Source organism: Caulobacter sp. FWC2 (assembly GCF_002742625.1).
Taxonomy (GTDB): domain Bacteria; phylum Pseudomonadota; class Alphaproteobacteria; order Caulobacterales; family Caulobacteraceae; genus Caulobacter.
The window spans coordinates 1,427,567-1,448,216 of the sequence record NZ_PEBF01000001.1 but is presented as its reverse complement, the minus strand read 5'-3'; the positions used below and the strand labels follow the sequence as shown (position 1 = coordinate 1,448,216).

Sequence of the window (20,650 nt, the reverse complement as noted above, 5' to 3'; positions counted from 1 at the left end):
TTTTTTGGAAGGCGGAGGATTTATTTCGCGGCGCTAGCGGCCCTGAGGGCGATCTCTTCGCGCTTGGCCGCCAGGCTCTCGCGGGTGCGCTCGATGGCCTCCAGTTCGGCGGTCAGCAGCAGGTTCTCGATCAGGCCGCCCAGGTGGGTCTGCATCGCCGCGCGCGCGGCCTTGGGATCGCGCGTCCGCAGGGCCTCGATGATTTCCTGGTGCTCGTCGTTCAACGGCCGCTTGCGCACATGGCGGGCCTTTTCCAGCATCTGCATGCACAGGCGCGAGCGGTAGCGCAGGTCCCAGGCGCTCTCGATGATGCGCACCACGGCGTTGTTGCGGGTGGCCTGGGCGATGGAGATGTGGAACTGGCGATCGGCCAGCTCGGACTGCTCCTTGGTCGAGGCGTCGCTGTTCATCTCGGCGACCAGGGTCTCAAGATAGGCCAGCTCCTCGTCGGTGATAAGGGTGGCGGCCAGGGCGGCGGCCTCGCCCTCGAACAGGCGACGGGCCTCGGCCTGCTCGAAGGCCCCGATGTCGAGGTCCTTCACCGGCGGCGGCGGCTGGTCGAGACGCACATAGACGCCTGACCCCTGGCGGGCCTCCAGCAGCCCGCGCATCTCCAGCGCGATGACGGCGCGGCGGACGGTGGGGCGTGAAACGCCGAACTCGTCGGCCAGGTCGCGTTCGGATGGCAGGCGATGGCCCGGTTGATAGACGCCGTCGGCGATCGCGCCGCTGATCGTTGCCGCCACCTGCTGGTAGAGCCTGGAATCCGGCGAAGGGGTCGACATCAAGAGCGGCCACGGACAGGCGCCACGATCGGCGCGTCACAGAACTAGCCTGCGTCCCGCCGGCTCACAAGCACTCGCGGGCCGACGCCCCTCGGAGTGGCCTTACCATCAAGTCCCGGCGAAGCGACCGGAGGGAGGACTCCGGCCGCCATCGTCGTCCGCCCCGGGAGGAGGTTGGCGCAAGGTACGCAGCGCCTTGGTCGACGAGCAAGCGATCGAACAAGGGTAAAGCCCCGTCCGTCGCGCGCCCCCAACCTAACGAAATTGGCCAGCCATGCAATTGAAAATGGCCTTACCAATCATCTAGCGACCGGCTGAACTCATACGACCAATTTGACAGCGTTATCTTGCTTCAAGCCGCCTGCTTCAATCCCCAAGGATGAGCCGGATAGAACTGGGCCATCATCCGGCCGACATAATCGACAAGCCGCGGATAGCCTTCGGCCTCACGACGCAGCGGCGAGTCGAAGTGCGGCGTCATGATCCCCGCCAGCATGGCCAAGGCCGTGGCGTCGACGCCGACCGGATGGCTGTCGCGCATCAGATAGGCCTTGTCCTCCAGCAGTTCGTCCAGCGAGCGCAGCGACAGCCCGCCGAGCCAGGCGACCTCCTCGCGCAGGTGCCGGCCGACGCCGACCGCGCGAACATTAGCCGCGATCGCTTCCTGCAGACCCCGCCTGAGGTCTTCACGCATAGGCTCCGGCGCCTGATCGAACCACCGCGCGGCGCCCTTGGCGAAGTTGGCCGCATCGAGGTGGCGGAAATAGGCCGACACCCAGCCCAGCTGGTTCTCGATCATGCGCTCGATCGCCCAGGCCTGGGCGCGTTCCTTGCCCGACAGGCCGATGTCGAGATCGATGCCGTACTTCTGTTCGATGTGCGCGCGGATGAAGGTCGAGTCCCCGATCGCAACGGCGGCGTCCTCGATCCACGGCAATTGCCCCTTGGGCGCGGTCTCCCGACTGCCCTGGGTCTTCTTGTAGTCGAGGCCAGCCATCATCAACTGGACCTCGGTCTTGGTCACATAGGGGCTGATCTCGGGCAGCCCGAACCCGGCTCCGGCGGCGAATAGCGTGATCATCGTCCCTCTCCATCACGAATGTCGTGGTGACGACTTGCTACCGCCAGGCTACTGACAGCATGCTGTCAGTAGCGATCAGCGATATTCGAGGCCATGAGACGCGCCGAACGCCTTTTCCAGATCATCCAGATCCTGCGCCGCAGCCGAGCGCCGGTGACCGCCGACGCCATCGCCGTCGAGTTGGAGACCTCCAAGCGCAGCGTCTATCGCGACATCGCCGCCCTGGTCGGCCAGCGCGCGCCGATCCGGGGCGAGGCCGGGATCGGCTATGTGCTGGAGGCCGGCTTCGACATGCCGCCCCTGATGCTGACCCCCGACGAGATCGAGGCGGCGGTGCTGGGCGCGCAGTGGGTGGCCGGACGCGGTGACCCGGTCCTGGCCAAGGCCGCCAACGACCTGATCAGCAAGATCGCCGCCGCCGTGCCCGACCGCCTGCGGCCCTATGTGCTGGAGCCGGCGATCGGCGCCTCACCGGCCTGGAAGCCCGAGACCGACCGCATCGACGTCGCCCAGGTCCGCGCCTGGATCCACGCCGGCCGCAAGATCCGCCTCGACTACAGCGACGGCGCCGGAACTGTGAGCGCGCGGGTGATCTGGCCGGTGACCGTCGGCTATCGTGAGACGATCCGGATGATCATCGCCTGGTGCGAACTGCGCGAGGCGTTCCGCACCTTCCGCACCGATCGCGTGGTCGGCGCGGAGTTCCTGGAAGAACGCCACGGCAAGCGGCCGGCGGTGCTGCGCGGCGAGTGGATCAGGTTCCGCGACGCCGAGATCGCCGCCTGGAAGCTGAAGGAACGCGCCGATTGCTAGACCTGGATTAGATCCCGTGCCGCTTTGCGAAGGTCTCGAACAGGCTGGGCCAGGCCGCCACGGGCTTGCCCGGCGTACCGCGCAGGCCAAAGCCGTGGCCGCCCTCCTCGAAGATATGCAGCTCGGTCGGCACGGCCTTGGCCTTCAGCGCCGCGAACATCACCAGGCTGTTCTCGACCGGCACGGTCTTGTCGTCGGCGGCGTGCAACTGGAACACAGGCGACAGGCCGGCCGTCACCAGGCGCTCTGGCGAGATCGCCGCGGCCCGCTCGGGCGAGGCGTCGGCGGTCAGCAACTCCTTGCGCGAACCGCCGTGGGCGATGGCCGGGTCCATGCTGATCACCGGATAGATCAGGCCCGACAGACTGGGCTTGGCCGGCAGGTCGTCGGCGGCGTCGATCCGATCGTAGGTCTTGTCGGCGAAGCGGGTCGTCAGGCTGGCCGCCAGGTGGCCGCCGGCCGAGAAGCCCATGATCGCCACGCGGTCGGGACTGAAGCCCATCTCGGCCGCGCGGGCCCGGATCAGACGGATGCCGCGCTGGGCGTCCTGCAGCGGCGTGTCGGCGCCCGCCGCCCAGCCGTCACCGGGCATGCGGTAGAACAGCACGAAGCAGGTGTAGCCGTGCTGGTTCAGCCAGCGGGCCATCTCGTAGCCCTCCTTGTCCAGCACCGCGCGCACATAGCCGCCACCGGGGATGAGCATCACCGCCGCGCCGTTCGGAGTCTTGGGGCGGAACACCTGCAGCACCGGCTTGCGGGTGTGGGCCATGGCCCGGTCGCGCACGCCCTTGGGGTCCCCTCGCTCGATGATCACTTCCTCGACCGTGACCGTCTCGCCGCCGGGCGGGCCGGCGGGCCAGAGGACGATGGACTCGGTGGGATCGGCTAGGGGCTCCATCGGCGCGGCCTCGACGCTCTTGGCCGCCAGCGAAGCCAGGAAGCCGGTGACAAAGGTCGCCAGGGCGCCGCGACGGTTCAGCATGGATCTAGCCTTCTGACGGGATGTTGTGGCGGGACCCTAGAGGCATAGAAACCGGTTTCCTAGCCCTCGGCGAACCGAAGGTGATGCAGCACGATCCCGCTGGTGGTGGCGACGTTGAGCGAGTCGAAGCCGCCCGCCATCGGTATGCCGATGGTCCGCGCGCTGGCCATCACCTCGGGCGTCAGGCCGGGACCTTCCGCGCCCAGCAGCACCGCCGTCCGAGGCGCGGGCTTCAGCCGCGCCAGGATTTCCGTCGCCGAGGGGCTGAGCGCCAGCCCCTCGAAGCCGGTCGCCGCCAGCAAGCCGGCGATGTCCTCACCGCGCTCCAGCTTCGCCGTCGGGATCGACAGGGCCGCTCCGACCGAGACGCGGATGGCCTTGCGATAGAGCGGATCGCAGCAGTCGGCGTCGAGGATTACCGCGTCGACCCCGAAGGCGGCGGCGTTGCGATAGATCCCGCCCATGTTGTCATGATTGGCGATGCCGCACAGCACCAGCACGATCGCTCGCGCCGGCAAGCCGGCCAGCAACGCACGCGCTGGGATCGGGTCGGGTTTCCTCCCCACCGCCAGTACGCCGCGATGCAGGTGGAAGCCGGCGATGGCGTCGACCACCGCCTGGTCAGCGAGGTGGATGGGGACGTCCTCCGGCAGGCCAGCGAAGACGTCGGCCAGCTTGTCCTTGCGTTTCGGATCGATCATCAGCGAGACCACGCGCTCCGGCGCATCGCGAACGAAGGCGCGCAGCACCGTTTCCCCCTCGGCGATGAACAGCCCTTCCCGCCCGACCAGGTCGCGTTCCTTGATCGCCCGGAACGGGGCGACGGCGGGATCGTCGGGATCGGTGACGACATGGAACTGCGGCAAGGAGACCTCTGAGGCGGCGGCTAGCGCACCCCTCGTATCGGCAGGATCGCCAGACCGCCAGCCAGCGCGAGCGCCGCGGCCACCCAGAAGAAGACCTGGAAGTTTTCCTGGGTCGAGCCAAGGCTCCACACCGCGAGCGCCGGAGCCAGAGCCTGGGGCAAGGTGTTGGCCAGGTTGATGACGCCCAGGTCCTTGCCCGCGTCTCGCTGCGAGGGCAGCACCTGGGTGACTAGGGCGATATCGACGGCGGAGAAGCAGCCCGCGCCGCAGCCGTAGACAATATAGGCCCCGACCAGCACCGGCCAGGCTGGCGACAGCGAGAAGACGAGCATCGACGAGGCGATGGTCAGGGCGGCGCCGAAGGCGAACAGCTTGCGCCGCTTCAGCCGGTCCGAAAGCACTCCGCCCAGCATGGCGCAAGCGACGTTGAACACCGTCGAGATGGTCGCCAGGATCGCCAGTCCCTCCTCGGAGCGATGGCCGGGGAACAGGCTGGGATAGTCGACCACGTCCTGCAGGAAATAGAGCATGTAGCTCTGCACCAAGCTCAAGGCGACCAGCACCATGAAGCGCCCGACCCAGGCGAAGGCGAAGTCCGGGTGCTTGCGCGGACTGACCCACAAGCCTCGAATGAACTCGATGAGATGGAACGGCGGTACGTCCGACCTGGGCAGTGGCGGATCGCGCAGCCGGATGACGAACGGCGCCAGGCCCAGCAGCAGCGCCGCCGAGATCACGGCGTAGCGTTGCCATTCAACGACCAGCAGCCCGCCGATCACCACCGCCCCGACCGCCGTGCCGATGGGATTGCCAAGGCTGAGGAAGGCCGCCACCGACCCCTTCTGATTGTCCGGCACCCGGTCGGGCATCACCGCGACCAGGGCCGAGAAGCACAGGTTGAAGGTCAGCTGGAACAGGATCACCCCGCCGATCAGGGCCAGCGGGGTCTTGGCGTGCATGATGGCGAGATAGGCCAGCGACGCCCCCAGCGCGCCGACCACCATCCAGGGTCGCCGGCGGCCGAAGCGCGAGGTGGTGCGGTCGCTGATCGCCCCGGCCAGCAGGTTGGCGATGCTGGCCGCGATGGCGCCATAGAAGGCGACCTGGCTCAGCACCACCGCCTTGGAGGCCGCGTCGATCGACTCGGCCTTCAACGGCAGCAGGACTTGCAAAAGCGGTTGGAACGAGACGAAGGCCCCGACCTGGGCCAGGGTATAGGCGGCGATGAAGTTCGCGCGCACCGGCTCCTTGGGCCGCGCTCCGTCGTCAGGCCGCACTCTACTCACCTCCCCCAAGAGCATGGCCAGCGCCCCGCTCTAAGACTTTTAGATTGAGCCCGTTTCACGAAACGGACTCGCCGCGATCTTACGCCGCGTCGAAGGGCGACAGTGGCCGCGCCTTCCTTGCGAGACAAGGGGGAGTTTCCCTATCCCTCGCGGACGCTCTAGGTTGGCTCGATGAACATGAGTCAGAACAGCGTCGGGACGATCTGATGGCCTCGGTGACGATCTACGATGTCGCCGCGCGGGCCGGCGTCTCGATCAAGACCGTTTCGCGGGTGATGAACAAGGAGCCGAACGTTCGGCCCGCCATGCGCGATCGCGTGCTCGAGGCGGCCGGCGACCTGGGCTACAGTCCGAACCTGTCGGCGCGTAGCCTGGCCGGCTCACGCTCGTTCGTGATCGCCGTCTTCGTCGACGCGGCCCTGACCATCGACCACTGGCAGAGCGAGCGCGGCGCCGACTATCTCAGCCGCATTCAGTTGGGCGCGACCCTGGTGTGCCGCGAGGCCGGCTATCACCTGCTGATCGAGCTGATCGACAATGACGGCCCGAATGTGCGCCAGGACGTGGCCGCCTTCATCGCCGCGCTGAAGCCGGACGGCGTGATCTTGACGCCCCCCTCCTCCGACAATCCCGGTGTGCTGGAGATTCTGGACAAGACCGCCACGCCCTATGTCCCCGTCGGACCCGAGCGGGCGGACGGCCCGGGCTCTCGCGTGCACATGGATGATGTCGCCGCCGCGCGCGAGATGACCGAACACCTGGCCGAGCTTGGTCACAAGCGCATTGGCTTCATCGTCGGCGAGCCGCGCTACGGCGCCAGCCAGGCGCGGCGTCAGGGCTATCTGGAGGCCATGAAGGCGCGCGGCCTGTCCGTCGTCGGCGACTGGGTGCGCCAGGGCGACTTCACCTTCCAGTCCGGCCTGGAGCAGGCCAAGGCGCTATTGGCCCTGCCCGATCGCCCGACGGCGATCTTCGCCAGCAATGACGACATGGCCCTGGGCTGCATCGCGGCGATCGCCGAGGCCGGACTGATGACGCCCGGCGACGTGTCGGTGGCGGGCTTCGACGACAGCCCCAGCTCACGCTTCAGTCGCCCGCAGCTCACGACCGTGCGCCAGCCGGTCGCGGAGATGTCCTCGGTGGCGGCCAAGTTGCTGATCGCCCAGGCCAAGAGCAACGATCCGCCCGAACGACCGGTGGATGAGCTTCTACCGTTCGCCCTGATCCACCGCGCCTCGACGGCCCCGCCGCCGAGATAAGCCTTACCGGCCCGGACGGGCGAAGGCGGCGACACGGGCGCGGGCGGCGTGGACGAGGTTCTCGGCCGGCTGCTCGCGCTCGGTCGGCTGGAAGCCTTGCGCACGCCCGCCCAGGCGGAACGCGCCGACGCGGTTCGAGAGATCGGCGGCCTCGACGCGCAGGGCGTGGGTGGCTTCGGTCGACCGCGAGACCATGGCGGCGTTGCGCTGAGTCACCTGATCGAGCTGGGTCACGGCCGAATTGACCTGGCCCAGGGCCGTCGCCTGCTCGCTGGCCGAGGCGGCGATGGCGTTCACCAGCTCGTCGATGCCGCCGACCTTCTCGTGGATGCCGCGCAACGCCTCGCCCGTCTGGCCGACGAGGTCGACGCCTTCGCTGACCTGGCGGCTCGATTCCGTGATTAGCGACTTGATCTCGCTGGCCGCGCTAGACGAGCGCTGGGCGAGGGCCCGCACTTCCTGCGCCACGACGGCGAAGCCCTTGCCGCTATCGCCTGCGCGGGCGGCTTCGACGCCTGCGTTCAAGGCCAGCAGGTTGGTCTGGAAGGCGATCTCGTCGATCATGCCCAGGATCTGGTTCACCTGCGAGGATTGCGCCTCGATCTTGGTCATGGCCTCGGCGGCGCGGGTGACGATGTCGCCCGAGCGTTCGGCCTCGGTCGAGGCTTCGCTGACACGCGAGGAGACCTCGCGGGCGCTCTTTGCGGTCTTGCCGACTGCACTGGTCAGTTGCTCGACGGCGGCGGCCGTCTGCTCCAGCGTGGCGGCCTGCTGTTCGGTGCGCTGCGACAGGTCCTCGGCGCTGCGGGCGATCTCGTCGACGCCCGAGCGGATGCCGCCGGCAGAGTGCTCGACCGAACGCATGGCTTCGGCCAGGGCGCTTACGGCTTGCTCGAAGTCGACCTTCAGGCTGTGGAATTCGGGCGCCAGATCGCCCTCGACGCGGGTCGACAGATCGCCGGCGGCCAGCCGGGACAGAGCCTCGCCGACGGCCTTCACGGCCTGGGCCTGGCGCTGCTCGGCGACCCGGCGTTCGGCTTCAACCGCTTCGCGCTCTTCCTGCATTACCGAGAGATAGCTTGAGATGGCCAGATCCATGTCTAGGAACACGGCCTTGGTCAGGGCGGAGAGGCCGTCGGCCAGATCGGCGTCCGACTTGGCGGCGTTGTTGAACAGGCCCTTGGCGCGCTTGGCGACGACGGCGCGGATCAACTCCTCGGCCACTAGGGCGTAGCCGCCGATGTACCACTGCGGCTGGATATCGGCGTGGACGTGGGCGCGACCGATCCGCTCGACGTCGCGGACATAGGTGTCGCTGTAGTCGGCCTGGACGATCCGGCTCCAGTGGGCCGCCTGAGCGCGCTCGGCGCCAGCCATGTGGGCGTCGTCGCCAAACTTGACGCGCGTCTCGGGGAACGTGCGGACCTGGCTGTAGAACTTGTTCAGCGCGCCCTTGATCTCAGAGTCGATCAAGGGTTTGAGGGCGCGCAGCGCCGTGCGCGAGCGCTCGTCGAAACGCATGAAGGCCATCCGCTGATCAAGCTTGGCGTGCGCGCTCATGCGTTGGGGCTCCGGTCATGACGATAAGATTTCGTTGACCATGTTCGTGACGGGAATCCGTTAACCAAGACTGAAATTTGGACGCCTGCGCGCACCCGCCGCACTACAATGTCGAGGCGCCTCGTTGCGCGGGTTTTCAAGGCGCGGAACGTTATTCGGCAACAAGCTGCGCCTTGGCGCGTTTTGGGCTTGTCAGGCCCATGGCGGGGCTTGGATATAACCAGGAAACGAGCCCCCAGGACTTCATGGCTTTACCGGCGGACTTCACCTTAAACGATCAGGACGGCCGCACGACGGCCGTGCTGACGGGGGACTGGACCGCGCGGGGGCTGTTCGACGCGGGCCTGCGCCTGGACGCTGACCTCTCCGGCAAACGCGCGCTCGATATGGACCTGACCGGGATCAATCGCTGCGACACCGCCGGCGCCTATGCGATTCTGCGGGCGGGCGGCGAGAACCTCGAGCCGGGGAACGTCCAGGCGCGCCGCGAAGTGCTGCGCTTGCTGGAACTGGTGCGCGCCGCCATCCAGGTCGAGCCTGAGCCGGAGATTCGTCCCGGCGGCTTCCACGCCCTGCTGGAGCGGATCGGCCGAGGCGTCTTTGGCCTGTTCCAGGACGCCTACGGCACCCTGGTCTTTCTGGGCCACCTGCTGGTCGCCGTGGCCCGATGCGTCGCCGATCCGCGCCGCATCCGCTGGGCGCCGGTCGTGGCCCTGTGCGAGCGCGCCGGCCTGGACGCCCTGCCGATCGTGGCGACCACGACCTTCTTCATCGGGGCGGTGGTGGCCCTGCTGGGCGCCAACATGCTTACGGAGTTCGGCGCCCAGGTCTATTCGGTCGAGTTGATCGGCATCTCGGTGATGCGCGAGTTCAACATCCTGATCACGGCTATTCTGCTGGCCGGCCGTTCGGCCTCCAGCTTCGCGGCCGAGATCGGCTCGATGAAGATGAACCAGGAGATCGACGCCATGCAGGTCATGGGCGTGGATCCCTACGAGGCGCTGGTTCTGCCCCGCTTCGCCGCCCTGCTGTTCACCATCCCGCTGCTGGTCTTCGTGGCGACGATCGCGGGCCTGGCGGGCGGCATGCTGGTGGTCTGGGTCGTGCTGGACCTGTCGCCGACCTTCTTCCTGCAGCGGATCATCGACTTCGTCGGCGCCACCCACTTCTGGATCGGCATGTCCAAGGCGCCCGTCATGGCCGCGGTCATCGCCGCGATCGGCTGTCGCCAGGGCATGGAGGTCGGCAACGACGTCGAGTCCCTGGGCCGTCGCGTGACGGCGTCGGTGGTCCACGCCATCTTCGCCATCATCCTGATCGATGCGGTCTTCGCCCTGGTCTACATGGAGCTGGACATTTGACCCGCGCTCCGACGACCAAGAAGCAACATGAGCTTGAGGTCGCGCCCTTGCCGGCCGAGGACAACGCCGAGGCCGAGAAGCATCCGATCGATGTCCGGGGCCTGGTCTCCAGTTTCGGCGACAACATCATCCATGACGGCCTGGACCTGAAGGTCGAGCGCGGCGAGGTCCTGGGCGTGGTCGGCGGTTCGGGCACCGGCAAGTCGGTGCTGCTGAACACCATCATCGGCCTGAAGACGCCCGACGGCGGCCAGGTGCGGCTGTTTGGCGGCGACATGCGCGTGGCCTCGCGCCGGCGCTGGTCGTCGGTCGAGCGCCGCTGGGGCGTTCTCTTCCAGCAAGGCGCCCTGTTTTCGAACCTGACGGTGCGCGAGAACGTCGCCGCGCCGCTGCACGAACACACCAGGCTGCCGCGCCGCGAGATCGACGAGATCGCCGATCTGAAGATCGCCATGGTCGGCCTGCCCGCCCGCGCCGCGCTCTTGAAGCCGGCCGAGCTGTCGGGCGGGATGCGCAAGCGCGCCGGCCTCGCCCGGGCCCTGGCCATGGACCCCGAACTGCTGTTCCTGGACGAGCCCACCGCCGGTCTCGACCCGATCGCGGCCGAGGCCTTCGACGCCCTGATCAAGGACCTGTCGGACAGCCTGGACCTGACGGTGTTCATGATCACACACGACCTGGACAGCCTGTACGCCATCACCGACCGTGTCGCCGTCCTGGCCGACAAAAAGGTCGTCGCGGTGGCGCCCGTTCGCGAACTCGAGCGTTCGGATCATCCCTGGATCAAGCAATACTTCCTGGGCCCCCGGGGTCGCGCCGCCGCGACCGCCGAGGATCCGGCCGAGGCAAGGACGGACTTCTGATGGAAAGAAACGCCAACTACGCCCTGGTCGGGGCCATATCCCTCGCCCTGTTCATGGGGCTGGTGATCTTCGTCGTCTGGCTGGCCAAGGTCAGCTTCAACAAGGACTACGACCTCTACGATATCCTGTTCATCGGCCCCGTGCGCGGTCTGTCGACGGGGGGCGAAGTCCACTTCAACGGCATCAAGGTCGGCGAGGTCGCCCGTATCGAGCTGGACAAGAGCGACCCGAACCGCGTCATCGCCCGCGTCCGCATGACCTCGGACGTGCCGGTCAAGGTCGACAGCTACGCGACGCTGGAGCCGCAGGGCATCACGGGCGTCAACTACGTGCAGATCACCGCCGGTTCGCCGAACAAGGAGCTGCTGAAGGACACCGTCAAGAACGGCAAGGTCCCCGTCCTGCGCAGCCAGCGCAGCGCCCTTTCCGACCTGCTGGAAGGCGGCGGCACCGTGCTGACCCGCACCATTGAGGCGCTGGACCGCGTCAACCGTGTCCTGTCCGACCAGAACATCAAGACCTTCAGCGCCTCGCTCAGCGACGTCCAGGCGGTCACCGCCGAACTGCGCGAGCGCAAGGAGATCATCGCCGACGCCCAGAAGGCGCTGCAGAGCATCGATGCGACCGCCCAGTCGATCACCAATCTGACCAACAACGCCAATGGGCTGGTCGAGGGCGACGCCAAGCGCACCCTGAAGGAGGCCGGCGACGCCGCCGCCGAACTGAAGGCCGCCGCCAAGGACGCGCGCTCGATGATCTCGAAGCTGGAAGGTCCGACCAGCGACTTCGCCAGCACCGGCCTGCCGCAGCTGTCAGCGGCCATCGTCACCCTGCAGTCGGCCGCCGAGTCCCTGGATCGCCTGGTCGGCGACGTCGAACAGAACCCCCGTGGCGTGGTCAGCAAGGCCCCTGCCAAGGAAGTGGAGGTCAAGCCGTGAGCCCGATGATGCGCAACCTTGCCCGAGGCCTGACCGTCGCGACCCTGGCCGTGGCCCTTTCCGGCTGCATCAGCGTCTTTCCGAAGACCAAGCCGGCGACGATGTATCGCTTCGGCGACGCCGACGTCAGCGTCACCAAGGCCCCGACAGGCGCGATGTTCGGCGTGCAGAAGGCCCCGTCGGCCTTCACCCGCGCCGCGGCGGGCGACCGCATCCTGACCGTGACCAATGGCGAGGTCGCCTATATCGCCGACGCGCGCTGGGTGTCCCCGGCCTTCATCCTGTTCGAGGAAGCCGTCGCCCGCGCGTTCGAGAACGATCCGGGCCGCGCTCGCCTGATCGGTAGGGGCGAGGTGGCGAAGGCCGACCTCGTGCTGCGCCTTGAGGTGCGGACCTTCGAGGCCGACTATGTCAACGGTCCCAAGTCCGCGCCCGAGGTGGTGGTCCGCGTCCGCGGCGTCCTGAATCGCAATAGCGATCGCACCCTGGTCGGCGATCAGACTTTCGAGGCCAAGGTCAAGGCCGCCGACAACCGCGTCTCGGCCATCGTGCCGGCGTTCGACCAGGCCAACGCCAAGGTGCTGAGCGACGTGGTGGCCTGGGTTAACGCGGCTGGGCCGGGACCCAAGAACTAGAGGGCCTGCTCAAAGCGCGTCCAGGGGTTCCGTCACCGGCCCATAGCCGGCGTTCTCCTGGATCCGCAGCACCCTGCCGTCGACCCAGGGCTCGACGGTGACCAGCTCGCGCCCGACAGCTCGCGCCACGGCGTCGGCTGGGCTGGCGCTCTCGGCCAGCATCTGCAGGTTCATGCGCGTGGGGAAGATCACCTTGCGCTGCCCTGAGGCCGCCAGGTCCAACGCCAGGCCTGGGGCGATCCACTCGGCGTCGACCGCCTCGTGGCCGTCGCAGATCGCCTGCTGGGCCAACGGCGCGTGGGCGACGTAGAACCAGGTGTCGAAGCGCTTGGGCATCAGCTTGGGCGTGATCCAGCGGGCGAACACCGTCAGGGCCGAGAGATCCAGCTTCAGGCCCAGGTCCTGGACCACGTCCAGAAAGGCCACCTTGTCCTCGGCCACCGCCGCCCGGACGTCCTTGGCCGCCTCTCCGGCGTAGAAGGCCCCATCCCCGTCGCGGGCCAGCAATATGCCGGCCTCTTCATAGGCCTCGCGGATCGCGGCGATGCGCAGGGCCACGCCATCCTGGCCAACCTCGTCGAAGCCGATGGCCAGTTCGCGCCAGCGCGGGTCGCTGTCGCCCTGGTGGCTCTTGCCGCCCGGGAACACCAAGGCCCCGGCGGCGAAGTCGATCTGATGATGCCGCTTGACCATCAGCACCTCGAATGAAGGCGCGTCTCGAAGCAGCAGTACGGTGGCGGCGAGACGGGTCTCGCCCGGCGGAGAGTCAGACATGGCGCGAAGTCTGGCGCAGGCTCGCGCCCTTGCCCAGACCCCTTTCGAACAATCGTTCGGCTAGGCCGCGCCCTGGTCCCTGGCGCGATCGGAGCGGCGGCGGCCGCTGCTGCGATCCATGCGCTCCATCAGGTACTCGCTGTCCTCGCGCGAGACCGTGTGCGACGAGGTCAGGAAGCGCTGGATCATATTCTCCTGGAAGCGCTCGCGATCATGGGCGCCGCCGTCGAACTCCAGGCCGTGAAAGGCGTCGACGCCCGCGCGGAAGGCCGAATAGAGGCGCGGCGGCAGGCCGGCCCGCTCGCAGATCGCCTTAAGCCCCAGCGGACCAGCGTCATGGATCATCAGCCAGGTCCGGTGGTGCGGAATTCCGGCCAACTCGGCCACGGCCCACTCGAAGAAGGTCATGTGCCCGTGGGCAAGGGCCCGCAGCAGCAGCGACGGCGACAGGCGGCCGACCTTGCTGAGGTGCGCTACGAAGGCCTTGGGATCAGCGGCGCGGCCGGCCTGGTCGACCAGGTCGATCGTGGCGCGCTCCTTGGCGCCCAGGATGAGCTCCATCGTGCGCTCGGCCGACAGGGCGTGGCTGGCAAGGATATGATCGCGCAGCTGCTCGCCGACCATGTCGATCAGGCGTTCGCTGACAGAGAGCGGCAGGGCCGTGCGATAGGCGACAGCCTGCAGCACGCTTTCGGACTTGGCGAAGCGGTCCAGGACCTTCTGCAGCGCGACTTCCGAAAAACGGGCGTTGTCGTTCGCGCAGGCCGTAGCGACCACGTCCTCGTCGCCCTGCTCGACCAGCAGGGTGGTGATGCGGCTGGAGAGCTTGGGGCGCTTGGCCACCGCCTTCTGACGCACCGAACCGCCCACGCGGACGATCTCGGCCAGGTCGGTGTCGGTGAACACCGGCGAGAAGCTGATGATCGGCAGGCTGACGCTCTCGACGTCGCGGGCCAGGCGGTTGGCGACGTCCGGCGGGAGGGCCGTGGAGTTCTTCAGGGTCACCGCCATGGCCCGGCGGACCAGCTCGGCGGCGTCGGCGGCCATCACCCGCAGGATTTCGTGCGCGACCTGGCGGTCCTCGTCGCTCAGCGCGCCACGGTCGATGCTGCGGCAGAGCTTGTGCGCCGCCAGCGCGCGCTCGTCAGGCGTCGCGCCCTTCACGAGCATGCGGATGTCGGAATCGGTGAGTGCGGCGCGTGTGGTGGCCATGTTCGCTTGCCGGGACCTGGTGCTTGGAGCCCTATCCTCGACGGTTAGGCTTAATGATTGTTTGAATATCGTACCTGTGGATTAACGATACCCCGTAACCGGGTACAAACCACGCCGCCCTAAGGTGCGCCCTCAATTACGAGGAGTGCGATCTTGCTCGCCGAGCGCCGCCCTAAAGATATCTCGACGGACGGCGCGCACCTCGCCAAGGCGCTGGACGCCCAGGCCGCGCTATTGCCTTACGCACTTGGGGTTTTCGCGGTCAGCCTGCCGCTTTTCGTGTGGATCGGATCGTTCGCCGCCAACCGCGTGTGGATGACCGCCAGCTTCGCGGTGTTCGCGATCAACTGGGGCGCCTTCTACGCGGTGGTGAACTGGTTGCGCGACCAAGCGTCGCAAGATCTTAACCGTAGGGCCCGAGTCCAGGTGATGGGCGGCGTGCTCTGGGCTCTGGCCTCGGTGCAGGTCTCCATGTTCGCCCTGGGCGCGGGACCGGCGCGCGAGCCCCTGCTGCTGTTGGCCACGGCCGGCGCGGTGCTGTGCGCCTTCTTCGCCGCGCCCTATCTGGTGGGCCTGCTGATCGTTGCGCCGATCGCGGCGGCCGGTCCGCTGGTCGCGTCCTTCTCCGGCGACCGCCAGCTGGGCGAGCTGACCTGGGGCGCGACAGCCCTGGCGCTGACCCTGGCCCTGATCCTGAACCGCATGTTCCGCCGTCAGCACGACCTGGCCGTCCAGCACGAGCACCTGGTCGACGAGCGCCTGCGGGTGCTGGAGGCCGCAGAGCGCACCGCCCGCTCCAAGTCCGATATCGTCGCCACCTTGAGCCACGAGATCCGCAATGGCCTGACCGGCGTCACCCACGTTCTGGCCGCCGCCGCCGGCAAGGGCGGCCGCGCCGCACCGTCACGCGAGCAACTGAACGCCGCCCTCGACGCGGCCCAGGACCTGATCGCCGTGCTGAACGCCACGCTTGATTCCGAGACCGCCGAATCCGGCCGCCTCAGCGTGGAGGCCCAGCCTTTCGATCCGGTGCGCCTGGTCCAGGACCTGGCCCTGCTGGACAAGCCCAACGCCGCGATCAAGGGCCTGGAACTGGCCGTCCACATCGATCCCCTGCTGCGCCTGCGCGACAAGGGCGCGATCGTCGCCGACGCCCTGCGCACCCGCCAGATCATCACCAACCTGCTGGGCAACGCGGTCAAATATACCGTGCGTGGCCGCATCGAGGTTCGCCTGGAGCTGCGCGAAGGCCAGATCGCCATCGAGATCGCCGACACCGGCCCTGGCCTGTCTGCCGAGGAGATGGAGCAAGCCTTCGAGCCCTTCCGCCGCATCGAGCGCACCGGCGCCGGCGTCAACGGCGCCGGACTGGGCCTGTCGCTGTCGCGTCAGCTGGCCCGTCTGATGGGCGGCGCGCTTGAGGCGCGCAGCGCCGTGGGCGTCGGCAGTTGCTTCACCTTGACCCTTCCGTTCGACCCAGACGCCCAGTGCGCGCTCGACGCCGGGGAGATGGAGGCCGCCGTCGCCGACACCTCCGGCGCGCCGCGCGCCCTGCGCATCCTGATCGCCGAGGACGACGCCCTGAACGCGGCCATGCTGCGCGCTATCCTCGAGCAGCTGGGCCACCAGGTGGTTCACGCTCAGAACGGCCGCCGCGCCGCCGATCTGGCCAAGATCGCCGAATTCGACCTGCTGATGTTCGACCACCGCATGCCGGTCATGGACGGCCCCGCCGCCACCGCCAGCCTGCGCGAGGGCGAAGGCCCCAACCGCCACGCCCCGATCGTCGCCATCATCGACGGCGATGGCGAGGAGACCACCGGTTTCCTGGAGGCCGGAGCCGACATCATGCTGCGTAAGCCGGTCACCGTGGCCGGCGTCGCCCGCGCCCTGGCCGACGCCTCGGCGCTGGACCGCCGCGCCGATCGCGCCGCCGCCTGACGGCCGTCTACCCCAAGGTAAGCCTTCCCCCAGCCCCCGCCCTCGCCCATGCTCCTCCCAACGAGAAAAAGGGAGAGAGCGATGCTGGAGGGACTGCGGGTCGTCGAGCTGGCGACCTATATCGCCGCCCCCGGCGCGGCCGGGATCATGGCCGACTGGGGCGCCGAGGTGATCAAGGTCGAGTCGCCTGAAGGCGACCCGATGCGGCGGTTCTTCGACACCATCGGCTCGGACCAGGACGCCAACCCGATCTTCGAACTCGATAACCGCGGCAAGAAGGCCGTGGTGCTGGACATCCGCTCCGACCTGGGCCGCGACGCCCTAAAGGCCCTGGCGGCCACCGCCGACATCTTCCTGACCAATGTCCGCCCCGCCGCCCTGGCGCGCGCCGGCGTCGACTACGAGACGCTGAAGGCGATCAATCCGCGCCTGATCTATTGCAGCCTGACGGGCTACGGCCTGACGGGTCCGGACCGCGACAAGCCCGGCATGGACGTGGCGGCCTTCTGGTCGCGCGCCGGGGTCGGATCGATCACCGCGCCGAAGGGGACAGAGCCGTTCCCGATCCGCACGGGCATGGGCGACCACGTCACCTCGCTGGCCACGGTGTCGGCGATCCTGGCGGCCGTGCACGAGCGCACGAACACCGGCGTCGGCCGGCTAGTCGAGACCTCGCTGCTGCGCACCGGTGTCTATGCCATCGGCTCGGACATGGCGATCCAGCTGCGGTTCGGGAAGCTGGCCTCCACGCGCGGACGACGCGAGGCGCTGCAGCCGCTGGCCAATTTCTACAAGACCGCCGACGGCCGCTGGATCTGCCTGCTTCCTCGCCAGGGCTCGGTCGACTGGCCGCGCATCGCCGCCGCCGCCGGACGACCCGAGCTGGTCGAGGATCCGCGCTTCGCCAACGCCAAGGCCCGCCGCGAGAACGGCCAGGCGCTGGTCGATATCCTGGACGAGGCCTTCGGCGCCATGGCCTATGGCGACGCCGCCGAGGCCCTGGACGCCGGCGACATCACCTGGGCGCCCTACCAGACGCCGCGCGAGCTGGCCGTGGATGCGCAGGCCGAAGCCGCCGGCTGCTTCGTCGACACACCCGACGGCGCGGGCGGCACGTTCAAGGCGCCCGCCGCGCCGGCTCGCTTCCCAGGCGCGCAAGACGGCCCGCGCGGACCCGCGCCGAAGCTGGGCGCGGACACCGAGGCTGTATTCAGGGAATTAGGGTGGTCAGACGATCGGATCACCGAGCTGACCAAAATCAGCGCTGCTTGATTTTGTCGTTGGCCTCGGCCAGCACACGCAACATCTCGGCTGAGAACATCGAGCTGGCCAGGCGCTGACCGCCGCCCATACTCGAATTGTCCGAGCCGCCGAACGGATTGCCGACGTCCTGTGAACCGCGCAGGATCAGGTCGACCATCGCCTCCTGCTGGCGGATCCGCTCCAGACGGCGACCACCGGCATATTGCGTGAAGCCTTGGTCCCCCTCGGGCAGACGCACTGTGCCCGGCTGCTCGGTGACGCGGGTCGCGCCGCCGGTCCTGGTCAGGTTGGCGTAGACCTCGCCCACCGTGGCGGCGCGGCCGTCCTTGTAGAAGATCGACTTGTTGGCCTGGGCCGCGTCCGGGAACATGGCGGCGGCGCTGGCGCCAGGCGAAGCGGTGGCGGCCTGGATCAGCCGGGCCGAACCCGCCGGGCCCAGGAAGTGGGCGGCGTAGAGCTCTCCGGCGGTCGGGTCGCGCCCCACCCGTCCCCGCAGATACGAAGCGTGGTCCGAGGTCAGTTCACCGGCCATCAGCGAGGCGGCGTGCGGATCGGCCTTGAGGCCCAGCACGGCCTTGCGGGCCTCGTCGCCGTCGACCCGATAGCGGCCGTCGGGTCCCTGCGAGATCAGATCGGCATAGCGGGCGTAGCCATATTTGGAGCCGTGCTTCTTCAGCGTAGACAACCAGGTCTGGTCGACGAACTGGAAGAGGCCCGACGCCGAAGAGGTTCGGGCCCTGGCCGCCGGGTTGAAGCCGCTTTCGCGCTTGGCCGTGCCCATCAGGAACGTGAAGTCGACCCCCGTCGCGCTGGACGCGCGCTGGATCGCCGACTCGACGACGCTGCGGATGGAACTGACGGCGGGCATGGGCCTCAGGAGTCGGCGACTATGGTTAATTCGCGATTAACCACGTTACCCAGCCGTCCCCGGATGACGACATGCCGCACCCATTCTTACAAGCGTAAGATAAATCGCCCTTCGGATTACGATTGTCAATTTACAGCCCCACAGGTTCGTGCTGACCTGATCCTACAACTGTAATTCAGCGTAGGAGATCGACATGAACCTGGCTCTCCATCCCAACGGCTCCGGCATTCCCGGCCTGGACGACACCCCGCGCAAGCCCTCGAAGGTGCTGGTCATCGGCATCGCGGTCTCGGCCGCCGCGCACCTCGCCCTGATCGGCTACCTGGCCTACACCAAGTACGTCACGCCGCTGCCGATGGCGCAGGAGGACCCCGGCTTCAGGCTGGAGCTGCCCTATACGCCGCCGAAGCCGCCGCCCCCTCCCCCGCCGACGGACCAGCCGCCGCCGCAGGCCAGCGCTCCAAGGCTGCACATCCCGCTGCAGACACCGTTCGAAACGCCCCCGCCTCTACAGGCCGATCCGACCGTCGAAGCACCGCCGGCCACCGGCCCGATCACCACCCTGGCGCCGACTCCGCCCGCGCCTTCGGCTCCACCCGCTCCGCAGGCAAAGATGATCAGCCGTCCCAACTGGCTAAAATTGCCTTCGGCCGACGACATGGCCCGCTACTATCCAGAAAGCGCTCAGCGGCGCGGCCTGTCGGGTTCGGCCACCCTGAACTGCGTAGTGGCGATCAACGGCGCGGTCCGCGACTGCTCGGTCCTGTCGGAAACCCCGGCCGACGAGGGCTTTGGCAATGCAGCCATCAAGGTTTCCCGCTTCTTCAGGATGAAGCCGCAGATGGAGGACGGCCAGGCCGTGGACGGCGCCACCGTCCGCATCCCGATCCGGTTCAGCGCGGGCGCTTGAAGCCCCCCCCCGGCGCTGAACCGGCGGCCGGGTCGCCAGCCTTCCGCGACCCGGCCTTTTCTCTGCTTGCCTAGTAGCTCTTCGGCAGTCCCAGCACGCGCTCGGCGATGAAGTTCAGGATCATCTCGCGGCTGACGGGCGCGATCCGGGCGATCATCGCCTCGCGGAAGTAGCGCTCGACGTCGTATTCCTTGGCGTAGCCCATGCCGCCATGAGCGAGGACGGCGTTCTCGCAGGCGTGGAAGCCGGCCTCGGCGCCCAGGTACTTGGCGGCGTTGGCCTCGGCCCCGCAGTCCTTGCCCTGGTCGTAGAGGGCGGCGGCCTTGAAGGCCAAGAGGTTGGCCGCCTCCAGCTCGGCCCACGACTTGGCCAGCGGATGGGCCACGCCCTGGTTCTTGCCGATCGGTCGGCCGAACACGATCCGCTCATTGGCGTAGGTGGTGGCCTTGGCCAGAGCCGCGCGCCCAAGGCCGATGGCCTCGACAGCGAACAGCACCCGCTCGGGGTTGAGGCCGTGCAGCAGATAGGCGAAGCCCTTGCCCTCCTCACCGACCAGATCCTCGGCCGGGACGAACAGGTCCTCGATGAAGAGCATGTTACATTCGACGGCCTTGCGGCCCATCTTCGGGATCGGCTTGGCCTCGATCTTGTCGGCGTCGGTGTAGAACAGGGACAGACCCTGGTGCGGCTTGGCGCACTGATCCTTGGGCGTGGTGCGGGCGATGATCAGGATCTTGTTGGCGCGCTGGGCGCCGGTGGTCCAGATCTTGCGGCCGTTCAGCCGATAGCCGCCGTCGACCTTCTCGGCGCGGGTCTCCAGGCTGGACGTATCGAGGCCCGAGTTCGGCTCGGTCACCGCGAAGCACATCTTGTCCTCGCCCGAGATGATCCGCGGCAGCAGGCGCTCGCGCTGTTCGTCGGTGCCGAACTTCACCAGAGGCATCGGGCCGAAGATGTTCAGGTGGATGGCCGAGGCGCCCGAAAAGCCCGCGCCCGACTGGGCCACGGTCTGCATCATCACGGCGGCCTCGGTCAGGCCCAGGCCCGCGCCGCCGACGCTTTCCGGCATGGCCACGCCCAGCCATCCCCCTTGAGCAATGGCGGCGACAAAGTCCTCGGGGAAGACGCCGGTCTCGTCCGTGCGGCGCCAGTATTCGTCGTCGAACGCGGCGCACACCTTGGCGACGCCCTCGCGGATGGCTTCCTGCTCTTCGGTCAACCAGAATCCGGACATCCGGTGCTCCTCCCCTGCG

General features: G+C 68.1%; 19 protein-coding genes. 9 read left to right on the top strand and 10 right to left on the bottom strand.

The window, feature by feature from the left end; all coding sequences use genetic code 11:
* Positions 1-20 precede the first annotated feature (20 nt).
* Both CSW62_RS07085 and CSW62_RS07080 read right to left on the bottom strand, forming a co-directional pair.
* Positions 21-785, bottom strand: coding sequence for a FadR/GntR family transcriptional regulator (locus CSW62_RS07085; protein ID WP_099576453.1), 765 nt, complete (start codon positions 783-785; stop codon positions 21-23).
* Between the two features lie 352 nt (positions 786-1,137).
* Positions 1,138-1,866, bottom strand: a complete 729-nt coding sequence (locus CSW62_RS07080) for a glutathione S-transferase family protein (RefSeq protein ID WP_099576452.1) — start codon at positions 1,864-1,866, stop codon at positions 1,138-1,140.
* Between the two features lie 93 nt (positions 1,867-1,959).
* Between CSW62_RS07080 and CSW62_RS07075 the strand changes: the two genes are divergently transcribed.
* On the top strand, positions 1,960-2,679 hold the full coding sequence (locus tag CSW62_RS07075; RefSeq protein ID WP_099576451.1) for a YafY family protein: 720 nt from the start codon (positions 1,960-1,962) through the stop codon (positions 2,677-2,679).
* Positions 2,680-2,686: 7 nt separating this feature from the next.
* Here the strand turns inward: CSW62_RS07075 and CSW62_RS07070 are convergent, their stop codons facing one another.
* From CSW62_RS07070 to CSW62_RS07060, 3 genes are read right to left on the bottom strand one after another with little or no spacing between them, the layout of a single operon-like run.
* Positions 2,687-3,661, bottom strand: coding sequence for an alpha/beta hydrolase (locus CSW62_RS07070; protein ID WP_099576450.1), 975 nt, complete (start codon positions 3,659-3,661; stop codon positions 2,687-2,689).
* Between the two features lie 59 nt (positions 3,662-3,720).
* Positions 3,721-4,527, bottom strand: a complete 807-nt coding sequence (locus tag CSW62_RS07065; RefSeq protein WP_099576449.1) for an RNA methyltransferase — start codon at positions 4,525-4,527, stop codon at positions 3,721-3,723.
* A gap of 20 nt (positions 4,528-4,547) precedes the next feature.
* Positions 4,548-5,804 (bottom strand): MFS transporter, encoded by a 1,257-nt coding sequence (locus tag CSW62_RS07060; RefSeq protein WP_099576448.1) that lies wholly within the window; start codon positions 5,802-5,804, stop codon positions 4,548-4,550.
* Positions 5,805-6,019: 215 nt separating this feature from the next.
* Between CSW62_RS07060 and CSW62_RS07055 the strand changes: the two genes are divergently transcribed.
* Positions 6,020-7,072, top strand: coding sequence for a LacI family DNA-binding transcriptional regulator (locus CSW62_RS07055; RefSeq protein WP_099576447.1), 1,053 nt, complete (start codon positions 6,020-6,022; stop codon positions 7,070-7,072).
* 3 nt (positions 7,073-7,075) lie between these two features.
* Here the strand turns inward: CSW62_RS07055 and CSW62_RS07050 are convergent, their stop codons facing one another.
* Positions 7,076-8,632, bottom strand: a complete 1,557-nt coding sequence (locus CSW62_RS07050; protein ID WP_099576446.1) for a methyl-accepting chemotaxis protein — start codon at positions 8,630-8,632, stop codon at positions 7,076-7,078.
* Positions 8,633-8,877: 245 nt separating this feature from the next.
* Here CSW62_RS07050 and CSW62_RS07045 point away from each other — a divergent pair, with 245 nt between their 5' ends.
* The 4 genes from CSW62_RS07045 to CSW62_RS07030 are packed head-to-tail and all read left to right on the top strand — an operon-like array spanning position 8,878 to position 12,429.
* Complete coding sequence (locus CSW62_RS07045) at positions 8,878-9,993, top strand: ABC transporter permease (protein WP_099576445.1); 1,116 nt, start codon at positions 8,878-8,880, stop codon at positions 9,991-9,993.
* A gap of 47 nt (positions 9,994-10,040) precedes the next feature.
* Positions 10,041-10,856, top strand: a complete 816-nt coding sequence (locus tag CSW62_RS07040; protein WP_099582193.1) for an ABC transporter ATP-binding protein — start codon at positions 10,041-10,043, stop codon at positions 10,854-10,856.
* Entirely contained in the window at positions 10,856-11,794 is a 939-nt protein-coding gene (locus CSW62_RS07035) for an MlaD family protein (protein WP_099576444.1), read from the top strand. The genes CSW62_RS07040 and CSW62_RS07035 overlap by 1 nt, the downstream gene beginning before the upstream one ends.
* 5 nt (positions 11,795-11,799) lie before the next feature.
* On the top strand, positions 11,800-12,429 hold the full coding sequence (locus CSW62_RS07030; RefSeq protein WP_099576443.1) for an ABC-type transport auxiliary lipoprotein family protein: 630 nt from the start codon (positions 11,800-11,802) through the stop codon (positions 12,427-12,429).
* Between the two features lie 9 nt (positions 12,430-12,438).
* Here CSW62_RS07030 and CSW62_RS07025 read toward each other — a convergent pair whose 3' ends face one another.
* Positions 12,439-13,203: an NUDIX hydrolase gene (locus CSW62_RS07025; protein ID WP_099576442.1), complete on the bottom strand. Its 765-nt coding sequence runs from the start codon at positions 13,201-13,203 to the stop codon at positions 12,439-12,441.
* A gap of 60 nt (positions 13,204-13,263) precedes the next feature.
* Positions 13,264-14,415: a pole-localized protein SpbR gene (gene spbR, locus CSW62_RS07020; RefSeq protein ID WP_099576441.1), complete on the bottom strand. Its 1,152-nt coding sequence runs from the start codon at positions 14,413-14,415 to the stop codon at positions 13,264-13,266.
* A gap of 153 nt (positions 14,416-14,568) precedes the next feature.
* On the opposite strand from spbR, the gene CSW62_RS07015 reads away from it, so the two are divergent.
* Positions 14,569-16,356: a hybrid sensor histidine kinase/response regulator gene (locus CSW62_RS07015; RefSeq protein WP_099576440.1), complete on the top strand. Its 1,788-nt coding sequence runs from the start codon at positions 14,569-14,571 to the stop codon at positions 16,354-16,356.
* Between the two features lie 81 nt (positions 16,357-16,437).
* Positions 16,438-17,628: a CaiB/BaiF CoA-transferase family protein gene (locus tag CSW62_RS07010; RefSeq protein WP_099576439.1), complete on the top strand. Its 1,191-nt coding sequence runs from the start codon at positions 16,438-16,440 to the stop codon at positions 17,626-17,628.
* On the opposite strand, the gene CSW62_RS07005 is transcribed toward CSW62_RS07010, so the two are convergent.
* Positions 17,615-18,487 (bottom strand): transglycosylase SLT domain-containing protein, encoded by an 873-nt coding sequence (locus CSW62_RS07005; RefSeq protein ID WP_099576438.1) that lies wholly within the window; start codon positions 18,485-18,487, stop codon positions 17,615-17,617. The two genes, CSW62_RS07010 and CSW62_RS07005, sit on opposite strands and share 14 nt — an antisense overlap.
* A 193-nt stretch (positions 18,488-18,680) precedes the next feature.
* Between CSW62_RS07005 and CSW62_RS07000 the strand changes: the two genes are divergently transcribed.
* Complete coding sequence (locus CSW62_RS07000) at positions 18,681-19,397, top strand: energy transducer TonB (RefSeq protein WP_099576437.1); 717 nt, start codon at positions 18,681-18,683, stop codon at positions 19,395-19,397.
* A gap of 70 nt (positions 19,398-19,467) precedes the next feature.
* Here CSW62_RS07000 and CSW62_RS06995 read toward each other — a convergent pair whose 3' ends face one another.
* Positions 19,468-20,631 (bottom strand): acyl-CoA dehydrogenase family protein, encoded by a 1,164-nt coding sequence (locus CSW62_RS06995; RefSeq protein ID WP_099576436.1) that lies wholly within the window; start codon positions 20,629-20,631, stop codon positions 19,468-19,470.
* Between the last annotated feature and the right edge of the window lie 19 nt (positions 20,632-20,650).